The 19,750-nt window shown below is 66.0% G+C and carries 17 protein-coding genes and 1 pseudogene; 4 read left to right on the top strand and 14 right to left on the bottom strand.

What is annotated here, in order from left to right:
- Positions 1–102 precede the first annotated feature (102 nt).
- The 4 genes and pseudogenes from I2456_RS02390 to I2456_RS02375 all read left to right on the top strand — a co-directional run bounded on the left by I2456_RS02390 (position 103) and on the right by I2456_RS02375 (position 4,326).
- Positions 103–924, top strand: coding sequence for a MarR family transcriptional regulator (locus tag I2456_RS02390; RefSeq protein WP_085072568.1), 822 nt, complete (start codon positions 103–105; stop codon positions 922–924).
- Between the two features lie 4 nt (positions 925–928).
- Positions 929–1,654 (top strand): pirin family protein, encoded by a 726-nt coding sequence (locus tag I2456_RS02385; protein WP_085072546.1) that lies wholly within the window; start codon positions 929–931, stop codon positions 1,652–1,654.
- A 36-nt stretch (positions 1,655–1,690) separates the two neighbouring features.
- Positions 1,691–3,130 (top strand): YhgE/Pip domain-containing protein, encoded by a 1,440-nt coding sequence (locus I2456_RS02380; RefSeq protein ID WP_085072547.1) that lies wholly within the window; start codon positions 1,691–1,693, stop codon positions 3,128–3,130.
- 99 nt (positions 3,131–3,229) lie between these two features.
- Positions 3,230–4,326, top strand: a pseudogene (locus tag I2456_RS02375) (phosphodiester glycosidase family protein).
- Between the two features lie 2 nt (positions 4,327–4,328).
- Here the strand turns inward: I2456_RS02375 and I2456_RS02370 are convergent.
- The 14 genes from I2456_RS02370 to fadD5 all read right to left on the bottom strand — a co-directional run bounded on the left by I2456_RS02370 (position 4,329) and on the right by fadD5 (position 19,727).
- On the bottom strand, positions 4,329–5,030 hold the full coding sequence (locus tag I2456_RS02370; protein WP_085072548.1) for a YoaK family protein: 702 nt from the start codon (positions 5,028–5,030) through the stop codon (positions 4,329–4,331).
- Positions 5,031–5,052: 22 nt separating this feature from the next.
- Complete coding sequence (locus tag I2456_RS02365) at positions 5,053–5,784, bottom strand: mammalian cell entry protein (RefSeq protein WP_085072549.1); 732 nt, start codon at positions 5,782–5,784, stop codon at positions 5,053–5,055.
- Positions 5,751–6,302 (bottom strand): mammalian cell entry protein, encoded by a 552-nt coding sequence (locus I2456_RS02360; RefSeq protein WP_085072550.1) that lies wholly within the window; start codon positions 6,300–6,302, stop codon positions 5,751–5,753. Before I2456_RS02360 ends, I2456_RS02365 begins: the two co-directional genes overlap by 34 nt.
- Complete coding sequence (locus I2456_RS02355; RefSeq protein WP_085072551.1) at positions 6,299–7,288, bottom strand: RDD family protein; 990 nt, start codon at positions 7,286–7,288, stop codon at positions 6,299–6,301. The genes I2456_RS02360 and I2456_RS02355 overlap by 4 nt, the downstream gene beginning before the upstream one ends.
- A complete protein-coding gene (locus I2456_RS02350; protein ID WP_085072552.1) occupies positions 7,285–7,992 on the bottom strand; it encodes an Mce protein in 708 nt (235 codons plus the stop codon). Before I2456_RS02350 ends, I2456_RS02355 begins: the two co-directional genes overlap by 4 nt.
- A complete protein-coding gene (locus tag I2456_RS02345; protein WP_085072553.1) occupies positions 7,962–9,512 on the bottom strand; it encodes a virulence factor Mce family protein in 1,551 nt (516 codons plus the stop codon). Before I2456_RS02345 ends, I2456_RS02350 begins: the two co-directional genes overlap by 31 nt.
- Complete coding sequence (locus tag I2456_RS02340) at positions 9,506–10,624, bottom strand: virulence factor Mce family protein (RefSeq protein ID WP_068030793.1); 1,119 nt, start codon at positions 10,622–10,624, stop codon at positions 9,506–9,508. Before I2456_RS02340 ends, I2456_RS02345 begins: the two co-directional genes overlap by 7 nt.
- A 38-nt stretch (positions 10,625–10,662) precedes the next feature.
- Positions 10,663–12,276, bottom strand: coding sequence for a virulence factor Mce family protein (locus I2456_RS02335; protein WP_085072554.1), 1,614 nt, complete (start codon positions 12,274–12,276; stop codon positions 10,663–10,665).
- The gene (locus I2456_RS02330; protein WP_068030561.1) at positions 12,273–13,835 is read right to left on the bottom strand and encodes a virulence factor Mce family protein; all 1,563 of its coding nucleotides are present in this window, start codon (positions 13,833–13,835) and stop codon (positions 12,273–12,275) included. Before I2456_RS02330 ends, I2456_RS02335 begins: the two co-directional genes overlap by 4 nt.
- Positions 13,832–14,872, bottom strand: a complete 1,041-nt coding sequence (locus tag I2456_RS02325; protein ID WP_068030558.1) for a virulence factor Mce family protein — start codon at positions 14,870–14,872, stop codon at positions 13,832–13,834. Before I2456_RS02325 ends, I2456_RS02330 begins: the two co-directional genes overlap by 4 nt.
- The gene (locus tag I2456_RS02320; RefSeq protein WP_068030555.1) at positions 14,869–16,188 is read right to left on the bottom strand and encodes an MCE family protein; all 1,320 of its coding nucleotides are present in this window, start codon (positions 16,186–16,188) and stop codon (positions 14,869–14,871) included. Before I2456_RS02320 ends, I2456_RS02325 begins: the two co-directional genes overlap by 4 nt.
- 5 nt (positions 16,189–16,193) lie before the next feature.
- Positions 16,194–17,063, bottom strand: a complete 870-nt coding sequence (locus tag I2456_RS02315) for an MlaE family ABC transporter permease (protein WP_085072555.1) — start codon at positions 17,061–17,063, stop codon at positions 16,194–16,196.
- Between the two features lies 1 nt (position 17,064).
- Positions 17,065–17,868, bottom strand: a complete 804-nt coding sequence (locus tag I2456_RS02310) for an MlaE family ABC transporter permease (protein WP_085072556.1) — start codon at positions 17,866–17,868, stop codon at positions 17,065–17,067.
- Positions 17,869–18,095: 227 nt separating this feature from the next.
- Positions 18,096–19,727 (bottom strand): fatty-acid--CoA ligase FadD5, encoded by a 1,632-nt coding sequence (gene fadD5, locus I2456_RS02305; protein ID WP_085072557.1) that lies wholly within the window; start codon positions 19,725–19,727, stop codon positions 18,096–18,098.
- Between the last annotated feature and the right edge of the window lie 23 nt (positions 19,728–19,750).

Below are 19,750 nucleotides of genomic sequence, written 5' to 3'. Positions count from 1 at the left end.
TGATCTCCTAATAATAGGATCGCGTTATTCATTATTTGGACGGATGGTAAGGAGGCGGCCGTGGCGGCGTCAACCGCCAAGTCCCCGCCGACCGGTCGGGTGATGGATGTGCTGACCGCGTTGGCAGCTGCACCGGACGGACGGACGTCCGCCGAGCTGGCCCGGATCTGTCGGATCAGCACCTCGACGTGTGCCCTGGTACTCGCCGAACTCGAACGCGGCGGCTGGGTGGCGCGCCGCGACGACCGCCGTTATGCGCTGGGCAGCGGCTTGTTCGCCGTGGTGCATGGCCTGCGCAGGCAGTTCCCCCTGCTGGATCGAGGCCGCGCGGCGTTGAGTTACCTGCACGAGTCACTCGGCGGGGGTTGCTCGATGTCCAAGATCGGCACCCGGCAGCTGACCACCGTCGACGCGGTCGGTCATGGCACCGACGGCGAACACGCCGTCGGACAGCGCTTTCCGATCGGACCGCCGTTCGGATTGGTCGCGATGGCATGGCGTGACGACGCATCGGTACAGGAGTGGTTGCGCCGGGTCACCCCGCGCCTGGGCCGCGCCGAGATAGAGCAACACCAGCGAGTCCTCGCCGATATCCGCGCCCGCGGCTACGGCGCTTGGCGATTCGACGACACCCACCGATCGCTGCACCATCGGCTGACCGATGTGCTCGCGTCCATCAAGCCGACCGCGCAGGTGAGTCGCCAGCTCACCAACCTGATGACCATGGTCACCTTGGAGTCGGTCACCGATGTGCTCGAAACCTCGCTGGCCTCAACCGAATTCGTCGTACTGCCGATATTTGGGTCAGACGGGCAGCCGGAATACCAGATCGAGATCCACCTGGGCGGGTCGGTCGAGGTGACGTTGGCCGAACTCGACGCGGTACTGCGCCACGCCCAGGGACTGCTCGCGCCACTACCCTGAACCCATGCCTGCCGCCGCGCAGATTCACCGGTCTGCGGACCGCGCCGTCACCACGACATCCTGGCTGCGGTCCAGGCATTCGTTCTCGTTCGGCGACCACTACGACCCGCAGAACACCCACCACGGCGTGCTGCTGGTCAACAACGACGACATCGTTGAACCCGGTGGCGGTTTCGACACCCACCCGCACCGCGACATGGAGATCCTCACCTGGGTGCTGCAAGGGGCGTTGCGACACCAGGATTCGACCGGCAACCGCGGCGTCATCTATCCCGGCCTGGCGCAACGGATGTCGGCGGGCAGCGGCATCCTGCATTCGGAGATGAACGACTCCGCCTCCGAGCCCGTACATTTCGTGCAGATGTGGGTGATCCCCGACACAAGCGGCCTGGACCCCGGCTACCAGCAGCACGAGATTCCCGACACAGTTTTGGCCGGCGGCCTGACCACTATCGCTTCCGGCATCCCCGGCCACGATGCCGCAATCTTCTTGCACAACCGGGGCGCCGCCCTGCACGCCGCCCGACTGGCGCCCGGCGCGGTCGTCGACCTGCCCACCGCCCCCTACCTGCACTTATTCGTGCCCCGCGGCCGGGTCACGCTGGACGGAGTCGGCGAACTGGGCACCGGCGACGCGGTGCGATTCGCCGACGCCGACGCGCCGCGGCTGACAGCCAGGGAATCCGCCGAAGTGCTGGTGTGGGAGATGCATCAGAAATTGGGCGGCTGATCGACATTAGAGTGGGCTCGACAGACAGGAGCCCGCATGTCGAAGAAGCAGCCTAAAAGACAACCCCTGCACGCGGCGCCCAAACCCAATAGAAGTACAAAAGCGCTTCGCACGGTGCGGTTCTGGGTGGCACCGATCGTGATCACCCTGGCCCTGATGTCGGCGCTGTCCGCGCTGTATCTCGGGGGCATCCTCAACCCCACCACCAATCTGCGGCACTTCCCCATCGCCGTGGTCAACCAGGACGCCGGGCCTGCGGGCAAGCAGATCGTCGACGGCCTGGTCGCCGGGTTGGACAAGAACAAGTTCGATGTCCGCGTGGTGTCCAACGACGAGGCCAAGAAGCTGTTGGACCGCGCCCAGGTCTACGGCTCGGTACTGATTCCACCGACCTTCTCGTCCAAGATGCGGGAGTTCGGCGCGAGCGCGGTGACCAGTGACCGCGCCGACCGGCCGACGATCACCATCTCGACCAACCCGCGGGCCGGCACGCTGGGCTCCAGCATCGCCGGCCAGACCCTGACCCAGGCCATCACCGTCGTCAACAACAAAGCGGGCGAACAACTTTCGGCCAGTGTCGCCGCGCAGACCGACGGCGCACCGCTGGCCGGCGCCGCGGTGCTCGGGCTCTTGAGCCCCATCGACGTCAAGTCCGTCGTCTACAACCCGCTGCCCAACGGCACCGGTAACGGGCTCTCGGCGTTCTACTACGCGCTGTTGCTGCTGTTGGCCGGGTTCACCGGAAGCATCGTGGTGAGCACCCTGGTCGACTCTATGCTGGGCTACGTTCCGGCCGAGTACGGCCCGGTCTATCGGTTCGCCGAACAGGTGAACATCTCGCGGTTCCGCACGCTGTTGGTCAAGTGGGGGCTGATGGTGTTGCTGGCGTTGCTGACCTCAGCGGTCTACATGGCTATCGCGCACGGGCTGGGCATGCCCATTCCGCTGGGCTGGCAACTGTGGCTGTTCGGCGTCTTTGCGATCAGCGCCGTGGGCATCACGTCGAGTTCACTGCTGTCGGTGCTGGGCTCAATGGGCCTGCTGGTCAGCATGCTGGTCTTCGTGATCCTGGGCTTGCCGTCGGCGGGTGCCACCGTGCCGCTGGAGGCGGTGCCGCCATTCTTCCGCTGGCTGGCCGAATTCGAACCGATGCACCAGGTCTTCCTGGGTGTGCGGTCGCTGCTCTATCTCAACGGCCACGCCGATGCCGGTCTGTCGCAGGCGGTGACGCTCACCGCGATCGGGCTGGTCATCGGGGTGCTGCTGGGCGGCATCATCACCAACCTCTACGACCGCAAAGGTTTTCACCGCATCCCCGGAGCGGTGGAGCTGGCCATCGCCCAAGAGCATCAGGCCCAACACCAAGCGGCGAAAGCCAAGGAAGCCGCCCGGCGGAGCGCCGCTGATCCCGAGCCCGAACCCGCCGCCGAGGCCAGCCCCGACGCTGTGCCCGAAACCTCAAGCAAGCAAACGTAGTTCCCGCGCAGCAATACCGTCACAACCCTGTTACTAAAGTTGACAGTGTTACTTGTGTGACTGATTCTGGGATAGTCGCCACCATTCCCAGGAAAGGTCATCGTGCTGTCACCATCTGCCAGCGTCGCCAATGTGGCGCGCCGGCTGACGGCTGGTTGGGCGGTGCTCGCCACCTGTGTGACCGTTGCGGCCACCATCGGACAGCCCGTGGCGCGGGCGGCCGATGGCCGCGAAATGCTCGAACAGGCCATCGCCACCACCAAGGGCTCCTACCTGGTCTACAACTTCGGCCCCGGCCATCCCACACCGCTGCTCAACGGCGGCGGCAGCTGGTATGAGATGGACAACGGCGGGCACCTGATGATCATCAAGAACGCCTCGCAACGGCTGCAGCCACACCTGCTGGTCGACACCCACACCGGTGATCAGGCCCGCTGCGAGAACAACCCGGGCGCCCGCACCGGCGAGGGCCTGATGCAGGCATCCGAGACCTACCAGCCATTGCAGGCCTGGCAGCGCATGGGACAACCCACCATCGCGATCAACGCCAACTTCTTCGACGTGCGCGGGCAGAAGGGCGGTACCTGGCGCAGCACGGGCTGCAGCTCACCGCTGGGCGCCTTCGTCGACAACACCCACGGCCAGGGCCGCGCCAACCAGGCGGTCACCGGCACCGTCGCCTACGCGGGCAAGCAGGGTTTGTCCGGCGGGGGTGAGAGTTGGAGCTCGCTGACCACGATGATCCTGCCGGCCGGCGGTGCGCCCTATGTATTGCGGCCCAAGGGCCGGGAGGACTACGACGTCGCCACCCGGTGATCCAAGACCTGCTCAACAAGGACGCGAAGTTCGTCGCCGTGTCCGGGATCGGGCTGCTCTCACCGGGCAACACCGGCCAGCTGCACGACGGCGGCCCCAGCGCGGCGCGCACCGCGCTGGCCTACGTCAAGCAGCGCGACGAGATGTACATCTTCGAAGGCGGCAGCTACACCCCCGACAACATCCAGGATCTGTTCCGGGGGCTGGGCAGCGACACGGCGGTGCTGCTCGACGGCGGCGGGTCCTCGGCGATCGTGTTGCGGCGCGACACCGGCGGCATGTGGGCCGGCGCCGGCTCACCCAAGGGCTCGTGTGATACCCGGCAGGTGCTGTGCGACTCACACGAACGCGGCCTGCCCAGCTGGCTCGCTTTCAACTGACCTCAAATATCAAGCGGGGCAGCATCTTTCGGCGCGTCAGCGCCGAACCGGAAGATCAGCATGCTGGTTGCAACCACGAGCGCAGCAAGGGCCAGCACCGGAGCCACGGCGACCCGGGTGAGGGTCGCACCGACGACGGCCCCGCCGCACATGGTCGCAACCACGCTGTAGCGCAGCTTCTCGCGTTGGCCGGTCCCTCCGGCCAACCGGCTGTCGACGCCCAGACCGACGATGGTCGAGGTCAGCACCGTGGTGGTGAGCTCTTGGATGCCGAATTGTCGTGCGGTGGAGTGCTGCAGGCCGTAGGCGATGGCCATGCCACCGATCAGGAAGAGCTTGGTGTTGTCGTGGTAGTGAACGACGCCGGCGCCGGCCAGGATCGACAGCGCCACCAACAGCACCACCTCCGTGCCCAACGCGGTGGTGAGCCAGCGGCGGGTGTGCGCGGCGTAACGGCGGACCAGTCGGCCGCCGAGGATGGTGCCGGTGACGAAGGTGGGAAAGGCCACCACCGCGGCGGTCAGGTCGATGGTGGTCTTGGGGGCGAACCAGAAGCCCAGGAAGATCACGTTGCCGGTCATGTTGGCCACGAAGACGTGCCCGAGGACGAGCACACTGATGGCGTCGGCCAGTCCCGTGGAGAAGGTCAGCAACAGCAACGCTGTGACGGTCAACCGCTCCGTGATCGGGGATGCGACGGCCATGCGGTCCGGGCCTGACCGGGCGCTACAGGTGCGGCGTCAAGTCGAGCGAGGTGATCGTGGTCATCCTGGTCACCAGCCAGTGGGAGTCGTCGCGTTTCATGAACAACCGGTAGGACAGGTACTTCAGCGACGGAATGTTCTTGGTCAGCGGGCTGGTCGAAGTGGTGTTGGTGTACACCATCACCACCGCGTTCGGGTCCTCGAGGGTTTCGACGGCGACGCCGGTGACAACGGTGCTGTTGGTGATCTTGGCCTGCTTGTTGGGGGCGACGATGGCGTCGACGAATTTGCGGTACTGGGCGCCGAAGTCGCCGCTGAGGTAAGCCGCCGCGCGGTCGGCCAGGTTGTCCATGTTCTCCGGCGTGTAGGTCCACAGGGCGGTGATGGCGTCGGCCGCGGTGCGCGCCACTTTGAGCTTGGTAGCCGCGACCGCGCGATCGGTCAGATAGGGCTGCACCGCCCAGCCGGCGAATGCCGCCGAGCCCACGAACACAACGGCGGCCAGCGCGGCCAGCGCGGCCGCCCAGTTGCGCTTCTTGCGGCGCTTGGCGACCTTCGGGCTCTCGGTGGCGACTTCCGAGGCGGAGTCCGAGTCAGCTTGTGCCGCTTCGTCTTCCGCCGTTTCGGCGGCTGCTGTCGACTCGGCGGTTTCTTCGCTTTTGGTCTCGTCGGTCTGCGTGGCGGCAGCGGCCTCGGTTTGGTCGTCGCCGGGGATCTGTTTCAGATCACCTGCAGCAGGTTGCTGATCTTCCACTGGTTCCCTTCCTGGGTAGCGGTTGCCGTCCAGCGATTGGTGTTGGTGAAAACCTGTTTCTCGTCCGGAGATTTCGACGTCACCTGGGTCGCGACCAGTACGTTGACGCTGCCGTCGTCATTCCAGCGCTCCACTCCGGTTTCCAAGACGGTGCCGGTGGCCGGTTCGGCCCGCGCGACCTGCAGCAGGATTTCGTTCTCCTGCTCTTGGTAGTGCCGCGCGAAATCGCCGGTGGCTTGGGCCAGTACGCGCGCCACATAGTCGTTGGCGTGAAAGGGGTCGATCGAGGTGAAGCCGGTCATGAACCAGGAGACGTAGTCGAGCACCTGGCGATTCCTGCTGGCCGCGACCTCGCGGTTCTGATGTGCGATCAGCATCAGGGTCGAGACGGTGATCGCCGCGGCCATCACCAGCGCCGCACCGGCGGTGATGAGCGGCAGAGCCCAGCGGCGCGGCGGGACCGGCTGTTCGACCAGCAGCGTCTGTTCACCGGGTGCGAACTTGCGGCGGGGGCTCATCTTCCCTCCCCCGGCGGTCTGGGCTTGGTGATGACGTTGAGATCGTCGATGCGCCACTGGTCGTCGGAGCCTTTGGCGAACGTCACTCGAACCGTGGCGCTGATGTAGCGTTCGTCGGGCGCTACCCCGCGGCGGCCCTGCAGGAACAGCAGCATCGTCGCGCGGTCCGGGGTGGCCGATTGGATGGCGCCGCTGCGCGGCCAATATTCGTTGACGACCGGGTGGCCGCCCTTTTCCACGGCGTCTTGCTGCGCGGCGAGCTGACCGCGGTACCGGTCGGTGGCCAGCGACCGGGCCCGCGCGAAGTCGTCGTGCAGCGTCTTGGGGTCATAGGTCAGCATCTGCGCGACCATCTTGGGACCCTGCGTATTGATCTCCGAACGGGTTTGGTCGATCGCCCGGTCGCACGAGTACACCACCCCGTAGCTCACCGCGGCGCCTGCCAGGCATGCCGCGGCGGCGATCGAGGCCGCCACCGCCGTCCAGCGCCGCAGGTCGGCGGGCCGCTCCTGCGGATCAACCCGAGATTCGGTGTGCAGCAACAGGTCCGCGAAGGTCCGGTTCCGCGAATCCCACAGCGGCCACAGCCAGCCCACGAACGCGGCGGCGGTGTCCAACAGATGGGCGAGTTCGCGCAGCAGCAACCGCCACGCGTCGCTGGGTTCGCCGCTGTCCTTGACGACGGTGATGCCGAACAGGCCGCGGCCCAGGCTGTAGCCGAGGATCGTCGGCAACAGCACCCGGTTGACCGACATCAGCAGGATGAGCAGCCCGATGACGACGATGCACACCCACCACCAGGCGCCGCGCGGCGCCACGGTGAAGGAGACCACCGCCATGGTCGCCACCACGGCGCTGCCCAGCACGACGTCGACGGCGAACGCCCCGGCGCGCTTGTGCCAGGGCGCCAATGCTGGCTGCGGTGAGGCTAAGACAACGGCCGTCTGCTGGGGCTGAGTCTGGGGCTGGTCAACCACCACCGTCACTTCGTCACCTGGTCGAGTTTGGAGATCTTGTACTGGCCCTCGGTGGGCGCCATCCGCACTCGCAGCCGGTAGCCGGTCTCGTTCTGCGACTCGTTGTTGGCCACCTTGACGCGCAGCGCCACCAGCACGTCGACCGATCCGTCGGGGTTGTCGCGCTCGACCGCGGCGCGCATGTCGGAGACCTGGACGTGGACGTTGGCGGCTTGATAGGCCTGGACCACCATGCTGGTGTAGAGCAGGGCTTGGGACCGGAACGCGTCGGTGCCGCATTCGACGATCTTCTGTTCGGCGGCGACCATCGCGTTGGTGTCCGGAGCCTGGGTGGCCGCGACGCAATCCATGGCCGCCTTCAGCGCGGCGGCTTCATTGCGCGCGGTGGCCTGGCGCTCCTGGTTGTATCGCAGCGCGAAGTAGGCGCCCGCCCCGAGGCCGCCGGCCATCAGCAACAGCAGCACAGTGATGGCGGCGAACCATTTACGGCCCAGCCGCGAGGGGCCGCGCTCGGCGGTCGCGGACTCGGTGTGCGGGTCTTCGGGCGCCGCGATCTCAGGCTCGGACTCCGAGGACTCCTCGGCCGCCAGGACCTCGGTTTCTTGCGGGGTTTCGGCCTCGGATGCCGGTTGTTCCAGGGTGGTCGTGGTGGTGCGAGACGAATCGTCCGCGTCGGTGGGGTTCAGCCGGCTGGCGCCAGCATCTCCTTCCATCCGTCGTCTCCTGTTCTGGTTGAGTTTTCGACGGAGTACTTCACCCCGTCGGGCCCTACCAGCTCACCGCTCTGAGGACTATAGACCGCCGTGGGAGGCCCGCCGGGAGTGTAAACACACGGGTTGGGCTGCTGTCCGTTGCACTGAACGGTACCCGATCCGGGCCGGCTCAAGGGGTCACTGGTCGGCGGGGGTGTCCCCGGCACTCGGTCGGCTGGCGCGGGGTTCAGGCCGGTATTGATCGACGGCGCCGGAATCACCTGACCGGGTTTCACCGGCTGGTCACAGCGCGCCGCAGGCGCCGGGCACGTCAAGAGCTGGTTGGGGTCACCGAACCACGGGTTGGTGCCCGCCGGTTCGTAGGGCCTGGGGTCGCGGCATTCCCGGGGTGTGGCGGCGCGCTTGCCGGCGACGTCGACACACGGAATGTTGCGCGAGCCGCGCACGCTGTTGGCCGGGGTGTCCATCGGGATCTTGCAGTAGGTCCCGTTGGGCAGCGGCGCCATGTTGGTGTCGGCCGGGGAGCGCCACTCCGAGGCCGGGATGAAGCCGGTCAGACACGGCGGCGGCTGGTTGATGGACAGCGCCAGGTCCAGCGCGGCCTGGTTCGGGAACGGCGCGGCGACCGTCTCCGCGATGGACGCGCCCTGCGGCAGGAACACCAGCAACTGCTCGAAACCGGCATGGTAGCGCTTGAGCAGGTCGAAGACCACCTCCAGGTTCGCCAGCGTCTGCGGCAGCGACTCCCGCACGTCGCTGAACACCTCGTTGACCTGGTCAGCCGTCGGCGCGGCTTGGCGCAGGATGCTGCGCAGGTTCTGGTCGCGTTCAGCGGTCTGCGCGGCCAGCCGGTTGAGGTTGCGCGCCCAGCGCTCGATCGCACCGCTGGATTCGACTTGGCTGTTCAGGATCGGCCCGGAGTGCTGGATGATGTCGTTGACGTCGCGGATGTTGGTGTTGAAGTCCCCGACGATCGCCTGAGTCGAGTCGACAAGACGTTGCAGCGCCGGCCCCAACCCACCGACCGCCTGCGCGGTCTCGTCGAGCAGCGTGCTGATCTTCTCCTTCGGCAGCACCGCCAGCCCTCGGTTCGCGGTGTCCAGCGCCGGCCCGATCTCGGCGGGCACCGTGCCCTTGGTGATGGTCTGGCCGTCTGCGAAGTACTTGCCGGGATTGCCCGAGGACACCAGGTCCAGGTACTGCTCACCGACCGCGGACACCGAATGCACATTGGCGACCGCATCGATCGGGATCTTGTAGCGGCTGTCGATGCTCATCACCGCCTCGGCGCCCCGCTCGGTCGGCTCGACGGAGGTGACCTTGCCGATCGTGATGCCGCGGTAGGTGACGTTGGCCGTCGGGTACAGACCACCGGATGCGGGCAATTCGGCCTTCAGGTCGTAGCGCCCGATGCCCACCAGCGTGGGGACCTGCAGGTAGAACACGCCCAGCACGCTGAGCACGACGACCGTCAGCACGCCGAACAGGATCAGCTGGCGCTTGATGAACTGAGTCAGCATTGCCTATCCGCCCTTTCGACCAGCGGACCGCCGGGTGCGTCGTTCGGGTTGGGCGTGTACCGCACGTCCGGGATCATCGTTTCGGGGTCGCGGCCGAACGACTGCTCGAGTGCGCGCAGCGCGCCCGACAAGCCGGTTCCGGTCAGGAACGCGTTGTCGACCGAACTGTAGGTGACGTCCAACGTGATGGAGATGTTGATGTAGTCACCGCGGAACAGTTTCGGCACCGTATCGATGTCGAACGGCTGGGTGAGGATCAGCTTCAGGGCGCCAATCAGGAACGGCGAGCCCTTACCCAGTTCCCGCAACGGGCACTGCAGCGCTTCGAGGTCGGTGTGCAGCGGACCGCGGGCTTCACCGAGGTACTGAGCGGTGACCTTGCTGGCCGCTCCCAGCGAGTCGATCGCGTTGATCAGCAGATTCTTGGTCTCGGCGAAGTGCTTGATCAACGGCGGGATGTCGGTCAGCACCCGCTCGAGAACGTCCGAGCGGCCACCCACGTAAGCCAGCAACCGATTTGTCGAATCGATGGCGTGGGTGATGTCGTCGCGCTGCTGGTTGAGCTGGTCGGTGAAGGTGTCCAGCTTGCCCAGGAATGCCCGGATCTGGTCACCGCGCCCATGAAGGATGTTGAAGATCTCGTTCTGCAGCACCTCGAGGTTCGGGATGCCGCCGCCGCGCAGGATCATGGCCAGGCTGGCCAGGGTCTGCTCGGTGGTCGGATAGACCGAGGAATTCTTCAACGGGATGACGTCGCCGTTCTTGAGCTGTTCCCGCGCCGGATTGGGTGGCGAAAGCAGCTCCACGTGCTGTGAACCCAGCAAACTGGTCTGGCCGATCTTGGCCAGCGCGTTCTTGGGCAGCTTGACACCGTTGTTCAGACCCAGCGTCAGCGTGGCCACCCAGTTCTTCAGCTCGATCTTGCGGATCGAGCCGACCTCCACATCGGCGACCATCACCTTGCTGTTGCCGTTGATGGCCAGGGTGTCGGGCACCTGCGCGTAGACGACGTAGGACCCCGAGCCGCTGCCCGGCGCACCCGGAATGGCGACCTGCGAGATGCCGCGCCAGCCGCACGAGCTCAGCGTCAACGCGGCAGCCAACAACACCATGCCCTGCCAGGTGCGATGGCGAAGCTTGCCGATCACGGTCACTGACCTCCTACCTCAGCGGGTAGTGGAACACCGACCGGCGCGGGCGCCGGGGGCGCCACCACTGGCGCGGGCGTGGGAGCGACGGGGCCCGGGGCCACGTTCGGCCCTGGCGGCGGCGGCTGGATCGGCACCGGAGCGTTCAGGCCGATCGGGGGCAGCACCGGGTTCTCGTCGTAGGCGTTGGGCGGACCCGGCGGCGTCTGCAGGTTGGACTGGACCGGCTCGATGTTCGGCCCGCCCATCAACTCAGCTAACGACTCCGGCGTCATCAACCCGGCGGTGATCGGCCCGACCTGCACACCCTGCATGCCGGGTGCGGTGATCCAGCCCTGTTGGGTGTTGCGGTGCGAGGTTGGGGTGTCGGGCACCCAGATACCGGGCACGGTGGTGTCCTTGTACCCGTTGGGTGGCTGCAGCCGCGGCTCGGAGTACGCGACTTCCTTGGGCAACACCTCGGCGGTGCTGAATAGGTTCAGCCCGAACGGCAGGTAGTTGAACTTGATGGCGTCCAGGATCGGCGCCAGGTACTGCGCACACAGCTCGGCCGATTCCTGATACCCCAATCGGCTGCCCGCCTGAATCGAGCTACAGATCAACTGCATCGGGTTGGCGAAGTTGGTGATCGATGGAATGGCCACCAACGAGCCGTGAGACGGGTGATAGATCTGGTTGATGTTGGCCGCGGCCGTCGGCAGCACGTGAAGTGCGGTTTCCAGGCCGTTGAGCGGTTCGGGTTGCAGCAAGGTGTTCGTTACCGTCGCCAGGTTGTTGACGTCGGTGGTCAGCACCTCGCGGTTCTTTTCCAGGAACGGGCGCACGGTGGACAGCAGCGAGTCGAACTGCTGCAGCGCGTTGGACAGGTCGGTGTCCGAGTGGGTCAACCGGGTGGTGACCGACGCCAGGTTCTGGTTGAGCGCGACGAACTGCCGGTCGTCCTGGTGCAGCGCATTGACGAACAACGCCAAACTGCGCACCACCGCGAAGAAGTCGCCCCGGCCCTCGTTCAACGCGGTCAGCGCCTGCGAGAGGTTGTTCAGCGTCGTGTTGAACTGCTTGCCCTTGCCGGCCAGTCCGTTGGCGAAGGACTCGATCGCCTCACCGAAGGGACCCGTCGGCTGCTCCGGGGTGGGACCCAGCTTGGAGATGATGTTGGTGACGCTGTTGCGCAACTCGTCCCACTCGACCGGCACCTGAGTGCGCTCGATCGGGATCACCGCGTTGTTGCCCAGTTTGGGGCCACCCTTGTACGGCGGCTCGAGCTGGATGGCACGCGAGGCCACCAGGGTGGGGTTGAGGATGACGGCAGACGCGTTCGCGGGGACCTTGTAGGTGTTCTCGTAGTGGAAGGTCACCTTCATCCGGTCGCCGGCCGGCTCGATCTTGTCGATCGTGCCCACCTGCAGGCCCATGATCTGAACCTTGTCACCGGCGTACAGCGCGTTGGTTTCGGAGAAGTAGGCGATCACCGTGTTGGTGGTCAGCTTCTCGAACAACTTCCAGCCGACGAAAGCCGCGACCAACGCCAGCACCACCAGCAGCGATCCGATGATCACGGTCGCCCGTGACAGCGGCGGCAGCTTGATGTTGCGGATGTCAAAGGCAGTACTCAATTCTGGCTACCTCCGTCCGCGCCACTACCGCCGGTTCCGCCGGGGTTGATGAATGGAGCCGGCAAGTTCGGTCCTGGTCCGGGCGGCGCCGCCGGGCCCGGCGGCAACGCCGGGGCGAAGGTCGACGGCGGCGGCGTCGGACCGGCGGGTCCCAGGTGCTCGGTGCGCGCACCCGGCGGTGCGTTCGGCGGCAACGGGACCGGCGTACCCGGCACGTCCGGCGGGGGATCTCCGGGCCGGCCGGCGATCGGGATGCCCGGTGTGGGCGGCAGGCCGTTGGGGTTCGGCGGCGAGCTCAGCACGTCGAACGGCGCCGGGAAGCCCGGGCCACCGAACGGCCCCACGCTCAGACCCTGACAGGGCAATGGGTTGTCGGGGCGCGGCAGGCCGTCGATCGGCGGCGTGTAGGAGCACGGGGATCCCGGTGGCACCGCTGGCAGCGGGTGATCGGGCGTGCCCTCGAGCACCCGTGGCGCAGGCGGCGGCGCACCGTTGGGGAACCGGGTGCCGTTGGGGTCGGGGAACCGGAACGCCGGCAGCCCGGCGCTGCGCCAGAAATCTTCGGGGTCCAGGCCGCGCTTGCGGAACGCGGCGTCGACGAACGGTTGCACGATCTGGCCCGGCAGCAGGTTGTGCAGGACCACCTTGAAGAACGGGCCGGACCCGATGGCCTCGTTCAGGGACGGCAGGAACGATCCCACTTCGACCAGACCTTTGGCCAGGTCGTCCTTGCGCTGGACCAGGATGTCGCTGAGCTGGTGCAGCTGTTCCAGGACGTGGTTGAGGTTGGGGTTGTCGTTGATCAACCCCGAGACCTGGGTGGAGAAGGCCGCCACGTTGCCCAGCAGGGCGTCGATGGCCCGGCCGCGCTCGTCGATCGCGGCCAGCAGCGTGTTCGCGTTGACCAGCAGCCGGTCCACCTGCTCGCTGCGGTCACCGAGGATGCTGGCCACCTGGTTGGCCTGGGCCAGCAGGTGCTTGACCTCTTCGTCGCGTTTGCCGATCGTGTCGGAGAAGCGGGCGACGCCGTCCAGCGCCGAACTCAGGTGCGGGTAGGTCTCGTCGATGGTCTGGGACAGCACGTGCAGCGACTGCTTGACGGTGTCGATGTTCCAGCCCGATGCCGCCCTGGTCACGTCGAAGAACGCGTCGTAAATCTGGTAGGGCGTGGTGCTCTGGCCGATGGGGAGAATGCCGTTGGGTCGAAGCGGCTGGTTACCCCGCGCCTCGATCTCGAGCACCTTCTTACCCAGGATGGTGTCGGTGCGGATGTTCAACCGGCTCTCGGTGCCGATGGAGTAGGTGCCGATGTTGAACTTGACGCTGATGTGGTCGCCGTCGATCTTCATCGCCTCGACCTTGCCGACGTCCACGCCGGCGATGCGGACCTTGTCGCCTTTGTTCAGTCCCCCGGTGTCGGTGAACTGCCCGTAGTAACTGGGCCGCGCCATCAGCATCGGCACACTGGTGAAGCTCTGGCCCACGCCGATGACCAGCAGGGTCACCACGATGCCCATGAGGCCGATGCGGAGTCTGTTGGGCGGTTCGAGCGTTCTCATTGTGGGGTGCACCTACCCGTCGGCTGGTTGAAGAGCCGGACCGTTCGAATGGGCCCACCGGCCTGCAAACCGTTGATGCGCAGCAGGATGTCGCACTGATAGAAGTTGACGAAGTCCCCGTAGGAGCCGATGCCGCGACCGATCATGTTCAACGCGTTCGGCACCTTGTGGATGAAGTCGTTGAGCTGGTCACGCTGGTCGAGCAGCGGCTGCTGAATGGTGTCGAGGTTGTTGATCGCCTTGTGCAGCAGGGCGCGGTCCTCGGCCAGCAGGTCCGCGATGGTGCCCGTGGCGTTGCTGATGTTGGCGGTTCCGGCGGCCAGTGGGTCGGCGTGGTCCTTCAACCCGGTGATCAGCACCTCGAGGTTGTTGACCGTCTGGTCGAACTCTTTGCGGTGGCGGACGGTGGTGTCCAGCACGATGTTCAGGTTCTTGATCACGTCGCCGATCGCTTGGTCACGTTCGGCCAATTGCGACGTGAGCTGGGCCGTCTGGTCCAGGATGCTGTTGATGGTGCCGCCCTGTCCTTGGAACACGGTGATGATGGCCGAGGTGATGGCGTTGACCTTGTCCGGGTCCAGCGCACGGAACAGCGGCTTGAAGCCACCGATCAGTGCGTCGAGGTCCAGCGCCGGGGTGGTGCGGGCCACCGGGATGAACCCGCCGGGCGGCAGCACGCGGTCCGCGCCTTCGCCCTCGCCGCGCTTGAGCTCCAGGTAGCGGTTGCCGATCAGGTCGAGGTAGCGGATTTGCGCCGAGGTCGATTGGTACAGCTGCACGCCCCGGTCGACGTTGAATTTCACCTGGGCCCGCTTGCCACCGGCGACCAGTTTGACGTCGCTGACCTTGCCGACCTCGACGCCCGAGGCGCGCACGAACTGGCCCTGGCGTAAGCCGCTGACGTTGCTGAACTCCGCGGTGTAGGTGTTGGTGCGGTCGAAGCGCATCTGGCCGAACACCACGATGATCATCACGGTGAACAGCAGCAGCACTATAGAAATAATGCCGAGTTTGACGACGGTGCCGGTGATTTTCATGGGTTGATCGTGTTATCCCCTACCTGACGGCCCCACACGTACTCGATCGCGTAGGGCGAACCGGTGTCTAGGTGGTTGTACGGCGCGATGCTGTTGCCGCTGTCCATCACCAGCTCGGGCGCCGGCCACAGATCGTGGGTGATGTGCTGCCAGCAACCGGGTGCGCCACCTGGGCCACCGCGCGCGTTCACCCGCGGCAGGTTGTCCGGGTAGACGTAGGGGTTGGGCGCCCCACCGATCAGTCCGGCCAGCGAACCGACCTGGGTGAGCAGGGCTGCCACCAGCGATACGGGGTTCAGCAGCAGACCCAATCCGGACAGCAACTTGGTGTCGGCGTTCAGCGAGTAGCCGTTGCCGCCGAGGAACGCCGCGGCCTTCGGTTCGATGTCGTGGTAGTTGCGCAGCGTGCAGAAGATCGCCGGGCTGTAGGTGTCCAGCAGCTGAGCGCTGGGCACCAGGTCGGCGGCGCCGCGCGCCAGGTAGGGACCGGCTCGGCCGATGACGTCGGCGGCGGTGTTGCCGAACCCGGCCGCCGACAACAACGCCGCGTCCAGGTCCTTCTGCTGTTGGTTGATGGTGCGCGAGGTGATGACCGCGTTGCTGAGGAAGTCGAACAAGTCCGGCGAGGCGTTGGCGTAGGTGTCGCCGAGCGCGGCCAGTTGCTGGATGTCGCGACGCGCCTGCGGCATCTGCGGGTTGACGTCGTCGAGGATCTGGTTGGCGTTGATGATCGACTGGCCGAACTTGTCACCCAACCCGGACAGCGACTGCGCGGCCGCGCTGAGCGTCAGATTCAGCTTGACCGGGTCCACCTTCTCCGCGATGGAGGTGATGGTCTGGAACAGCGTGTTGATCTCCGTCGTCACCGTTCGGGCGTCGATCACGCTCTGCGGTGACAGGCGGCCCTTGGCGGTGATGTTTCCGTTGGCGTCCCTGGGCGTGGTCAGCGAGACGTACTTTCCGCCGAAGACGGTGGTCGCCTTGATGTCCGCGTTCACGTTGGCCGGGATCAACTTCAGGTACTTCGGGTAGACCTCCAAGGTGAACTTGGCGGCCGGCTTTCCGTCGCGCGAGATCTCGGAGATGTCACCGACCCGGCCGATCTCCACCCCGTTGTAGGTGACCTTCGACCCCGGGTCCATGACCAGGCCGGCTCGCGATGCCACCATCGTCAGTTTCGTTTTGGCCGTGAAGTCGCCCCGGAACTGGCCGTACACCAGGGCCATGATCACGAAGAAGACGATGATCAGGCCCAGGCCCGCCAGCTTGTACGGCGGGTTGTGCATCTTGTTTTGCTTGAGCAGCGGTCCAGTCATGGCACCTACACCGTCAGTGCGAAGTTGGGATTGACCCCGTAGAGGGCCAAGGCGGCACACAAGACAACTACCTGTACCGAGACGAGCGACAGTCGCATCGACCGACCGACGGCCTCGCCCACGCCGACCGGCCCGCCGCCGGCGTTGTACCCGTAGTAGCAGTGGGTGATCATGACGATCCCCGCGATGATGATCGCTTCCAGGAACGACCAGAACACGTCGTCCGGGCGCAGGAACGTCCGGAAGTAGTGCTCGTAGGTGCCGTGCGACTGTCCGTACAACGCGGTCGTGACAATCTGCGGCGATAGGAAAGACATGATCATCGCCAGCGCGTACAGCGGGATGATCACCACCAACCCGGCGATGATCCGGGTGGATGCCAAGTACGAGACCGACTTGATGCCCATCACTTCCAGGGCGTCGATCTCTTCAGCGATACGCATGGAGCCGAGTTCGGCGGTGGCGCCGGCTCCCACCGTCGCCGCCAAGGCAATGCCGGTGACCACCGGCCCGGCGATGCGCACGTTGATCAGTGCGGAGAAGAACCCGGTGAATGCCTCGACACCGATGTTGCCCAGCGAGGCGAAACCCTGAATGGCGACCAGTGAACTGCCCGACAGGGTCACGAAGCCGACGATTGCGGCGGTGCCGCCCACGACGGCCATCGCACCGGTGCCCATGCCGATCTGGGCGATCAGCCGCAGCGTCTCTTTGCGGTAGTTGGTGATGGCGTGCGGGATCTGCCCCAAGGAGGTGACGGTGAACCACGCGAGGTGGCCGGCTTCGTCGACTCCCCGGGTGACGGCGCCGGCGTAGCGACTGATGTTCGCCGTCGCCCGCGGGAAGCGGGAGCGAAGGACGGTGGCTGTCGACATGTCAGCGTCCTGTTCCGAAGCGCACGCCGATGGTGGTCAAGATGACGTTGACCGCATACAGCGCAACCACGCACAACACCACTGTCTCGTTGACCGCGGTGCCCAGTCCCTTGGAACCGCCCCGCACGGTCAGTCCGCGGTAGCAGCCGACCAGCCCGGCGATCAGCCCGAAGGTCGCCGCTTTGACCGTCGCGATGATCACCTCGGGCAGGCCCGTGATGGTGGTCAGCGTCGCCAGGTAAGCACCACCGGAGACGTTCTGCAGATAAACGCCGAACAGGTAGCCCCCCACCAGGCCGACGGTGATCACCAACGCGTTGAGCAAGGTCGCGACGATCGTCGCGGCGTAGACGCGGGGTAGCACCAGCCGTTGGATGGGGTCGATGCCGAGCACCTCCATCGCGTCGATCTCCTCGCGGATGGTGCGCGCGCCCAGGTCGGCGCAGATAGCCGTGGACCCGGCCCCGGCCACCACCAGCACCGTGGTCAGCGGGCCCAGCTGGGTCACCGCGCCGATCGCGGCACCGGCGCCAGACAGGTCGGCCGCACCGAACTGCGCCAGCAGCACGTTGAGGGTGAAGATCAACAGCACGGTCAGCGGGATCGAAACCATGATGGTCGGCAGGATCGCGACCCGCATGATGAACCAGCACTGACCGATGAATTCGCGCCACTGGAACGGGCGGCGGAACATGGCTCGTCCGGTCAGCACACACATCCGGAAGAACCCGCCGATGAGGGTGAGTGGCGTCTGCAGTTGATCGCGCGCGTAACCGATCAAACTCGGACGCGTGGACGTCGTCACCGCTGCCCCCTCAAACCAGTTCCCCAACCGAGGCATCGCGGTTGGTGTCGCACCCGTCCTCCTTGCCCCGACCCCATGCGTGTGACCCACGGCTCATTACCCGCAGGTAGTAACGCAGACCACAGGAATGTACCCGATGGCCGTTCAGGTGGGAACTGAAGTCGCACAATTAACCCTTCGTCAACAGCTGGCAAACGTAACAGATCCGGTGAGCGTCCCTTCCCTCGCTATGAATCCTTTGCGGCAGAGTGAATTTCGCCCTCTCGAGGGGCGCCGTATCGTACCCGCAGCTCAGTTTTGAGCACCTTCCCGGCGGGGTTGCGCGGCAGCGCGTCCACGACCTCGAGCGCCTTGGGATGCTTGTAGCGAGCAAGCCTCTCGGTCAGGTACTCATCCAACTCTTCGATCCGTAGGTGCCCCTGCGTTACAGCCGCCACGGCGATGGGCACCTCGCCCCATTTCGGGTCCGCCCGGCCGATCACGGCGACCTCCACGATGCGGGGATGCCCGGCCAGAACGTTCTCGACTTCAGCGCAGTAAATGTTCTCTCCACCGGAGATGATCATGTCCTTCTTGCGGTCCACCACCCAGACGTAGCCCTCGTCGTCCATCCGAACGAGGTCTCCGGAATGAAACCATCCGCCCGCGAACGCCTCGGCGGTGGCCTCCGGGTTGTTCCAATAACCGCTCATCAACGTCGGTGCCCGGTAGACGATCTCGCCGACCTCGCCGACGGGTACGTCGTTCATGTTGTCGTCGACCACTCGTGCTGCGACCGTCGGAATCACTTTGCCGACCGAGCCCAACTTCCGGATCGCATCCTCGCCCAGCAGCATGCAGGTGACCGGCGACATCTCGGTCTGGCCGAACGCCGCCAGGATCTGAGTGCCGGGAAAGATCTCGGCCATCTGCCGCAGCAGCGTGTCCGGCGCCGGGGCCGCACCCCACGACATCACCCGCAGCTTCAAGTCGCGGGGCCGCGCTTGCTGCTCGGCGCACACCGCCTGCCATTGGGCCGGAACCAGAAAGATGCCGGTGACCTTCTCGGCCTCGAGGACGTCGAGCAGTTGGGCCGGGTCGAACGCACCCAGCGGATAGATGACCGTGGGCAGGCCGAGCAGCATGCCGGTGAACATGTTGCCGATCCCGGCGATGTGGAACAGCGGCACTCCGATGAAACCGACGTCGCTGTTGATGTTGGCGCCGTTGGTGTAGAGCCCGGTCATGGTCTGGCCGGTGATGTTGGTGTGGGTGAGCACCGCGCCCTTGGGCCGGCCGGTGGTGCCCGAGGTGTACATGATCAACGCGGGTGCGTCGTTGGGGATGTCGACCGGCTCCGGTTCGTCGCCGGGCTCGTCGATCAGGTCTTCGTAGCCGAGCGCGCTGTCGTCGGTCGATCCACCGGCCACCACCACCGTCTGCAGCAGCGGCTGTATGCCGCGCACCCCGATGGCCACCGGAGCCAGCACGCTTTCGGTGACCATGACCCGGGCCGCGCTGTCCTCGACCAGAAACGCGATCTCGGTGGGCGTCAACCGGAAGTTCAGCGGGACCGCGATGGCCCCGAGCATGTTGGCCGCCAGCACCGCCTCGACGAACTCGGGGCGGTTGAGCATCAGGATCATGACCCGGTCGCCGAAGCCGACCCCTCGGCGGCTTAAGGCGCCGGCCAACGCCGCGACCCGGCGCCGCAGGTCGGCCCACGTTTCGGTGTTCCCCAGAAACCGAATGGCCGGCGTGTGCGGCTGCATCATCGCGTGGCGCTCCAGCTGGTTCACCCAGTTCTGCCGCCGGGCAAGATAAGGCTGCTCGGGAGCATGCCCGGAGTGAATGGGCTGACTGGCCAGTTGCGCGGTCAACTATGCATTCCCTTCACTTGCGC

Source organism: Mycobacterium kubicae, from assembly GCF_015689175.1.
Lineage (GTDB): Bacteria > Actinomycetota > Actinomycetes > Mycobacteriales > Mycobacteriaceae > Mycobacterium > Mycobacterium kubicae.
The sequence above is the reverse complement of the archived record's forward strand: the minus strand, read 5'-3'. Positions and strand labels throughout refer to the sequence as shown.

Bases quoted from the DNA above. Each gene is read 5' to 3' on its own strand.
- I2456_RS02320 (WP_068030555.1), bottom strand. From the start codon at position 16,188: ATGACTGGACCGCTGCTCAAGCAAAACAAGATGCACAACCCGCCGTAC.
- I2456_RS02315 (WP_085072555.1), bottom strand. From the start codon at position 17,063: ATGTCGACAGCCACCGTCCTTCGCTCCCGCTTCCCGCGGGCGACGGCG.
- I2456_RS02350 (WP_085072552.1), bottom strand. From the start codon at position 7,992: ATGGAAGGAGATGCTGGCGCCAGCCGGCTGAACCCCACCGACGCGGAC.
- I2456_RS02390 (WP_085072568.1), top strand. From the start codon at position 103: ATGGATGTGCTGACCGCGTTGGCAGCTGCACCGGACGGACGGACGTCC.
- I2456_RS02385 (WP_085072546.1), top strand. From the start codon at position 929: ATGCCTGCCGCCGCGCAGATTCACCGGTCTGCGGACCGCGCCGTCACC.
- I2456_RS02380 (WP_085072547.1), top strand. From the start codon at position 1,691: ATGTCGAAGAAGCAGCCTAAAAGACAACCCCTGCACGCGGCGCCCAAA.
- I2456_RS02360 (WP_085072550.1), bottom strand. From the start codon at position 6,302: ATGAGCCCCCGCCGCAAGTTCGCACCCGGTGAACAGACGCTGCTGGTC.
- I2456_RS02345 (WP_085072553.1), bottom strand. From the start codon at position 9,512: ATGCTGACTCAGTTCATCAAGCGCCAGCTGATCCTGTTCGGCGTGCTG.
- I2456_RS02370 (WP_085072548.1), bottom strand. From the start codon at position 5,030: ATGGCCGTCGCATCCCCGATCACGGAGCGGTTGACCGTCACAGCGTTG.
- I2456_RS02330 (WP_068030561.1), bottom strand. From the start codon at position 13,835: ATGAGAACGCTCGAACCGCCCAACAGACTCCGCATCGGCCTCATGGGC.
- I2456_RS02340 (WP_068030793.1), bottom strand. From the start codon at position 10,624: ATGGTGTTGTTGGCTGCCGCGTTGACGCTGAGCTCGTGCGGCTGGCGC.
- I2456_RS02325 (WP_068030558.1), bottom strand. From the start codon at position 14,872: ATGAAAATCACCGGCACCGTCGTCAAACTCGGCATTATTTCTATAGTG.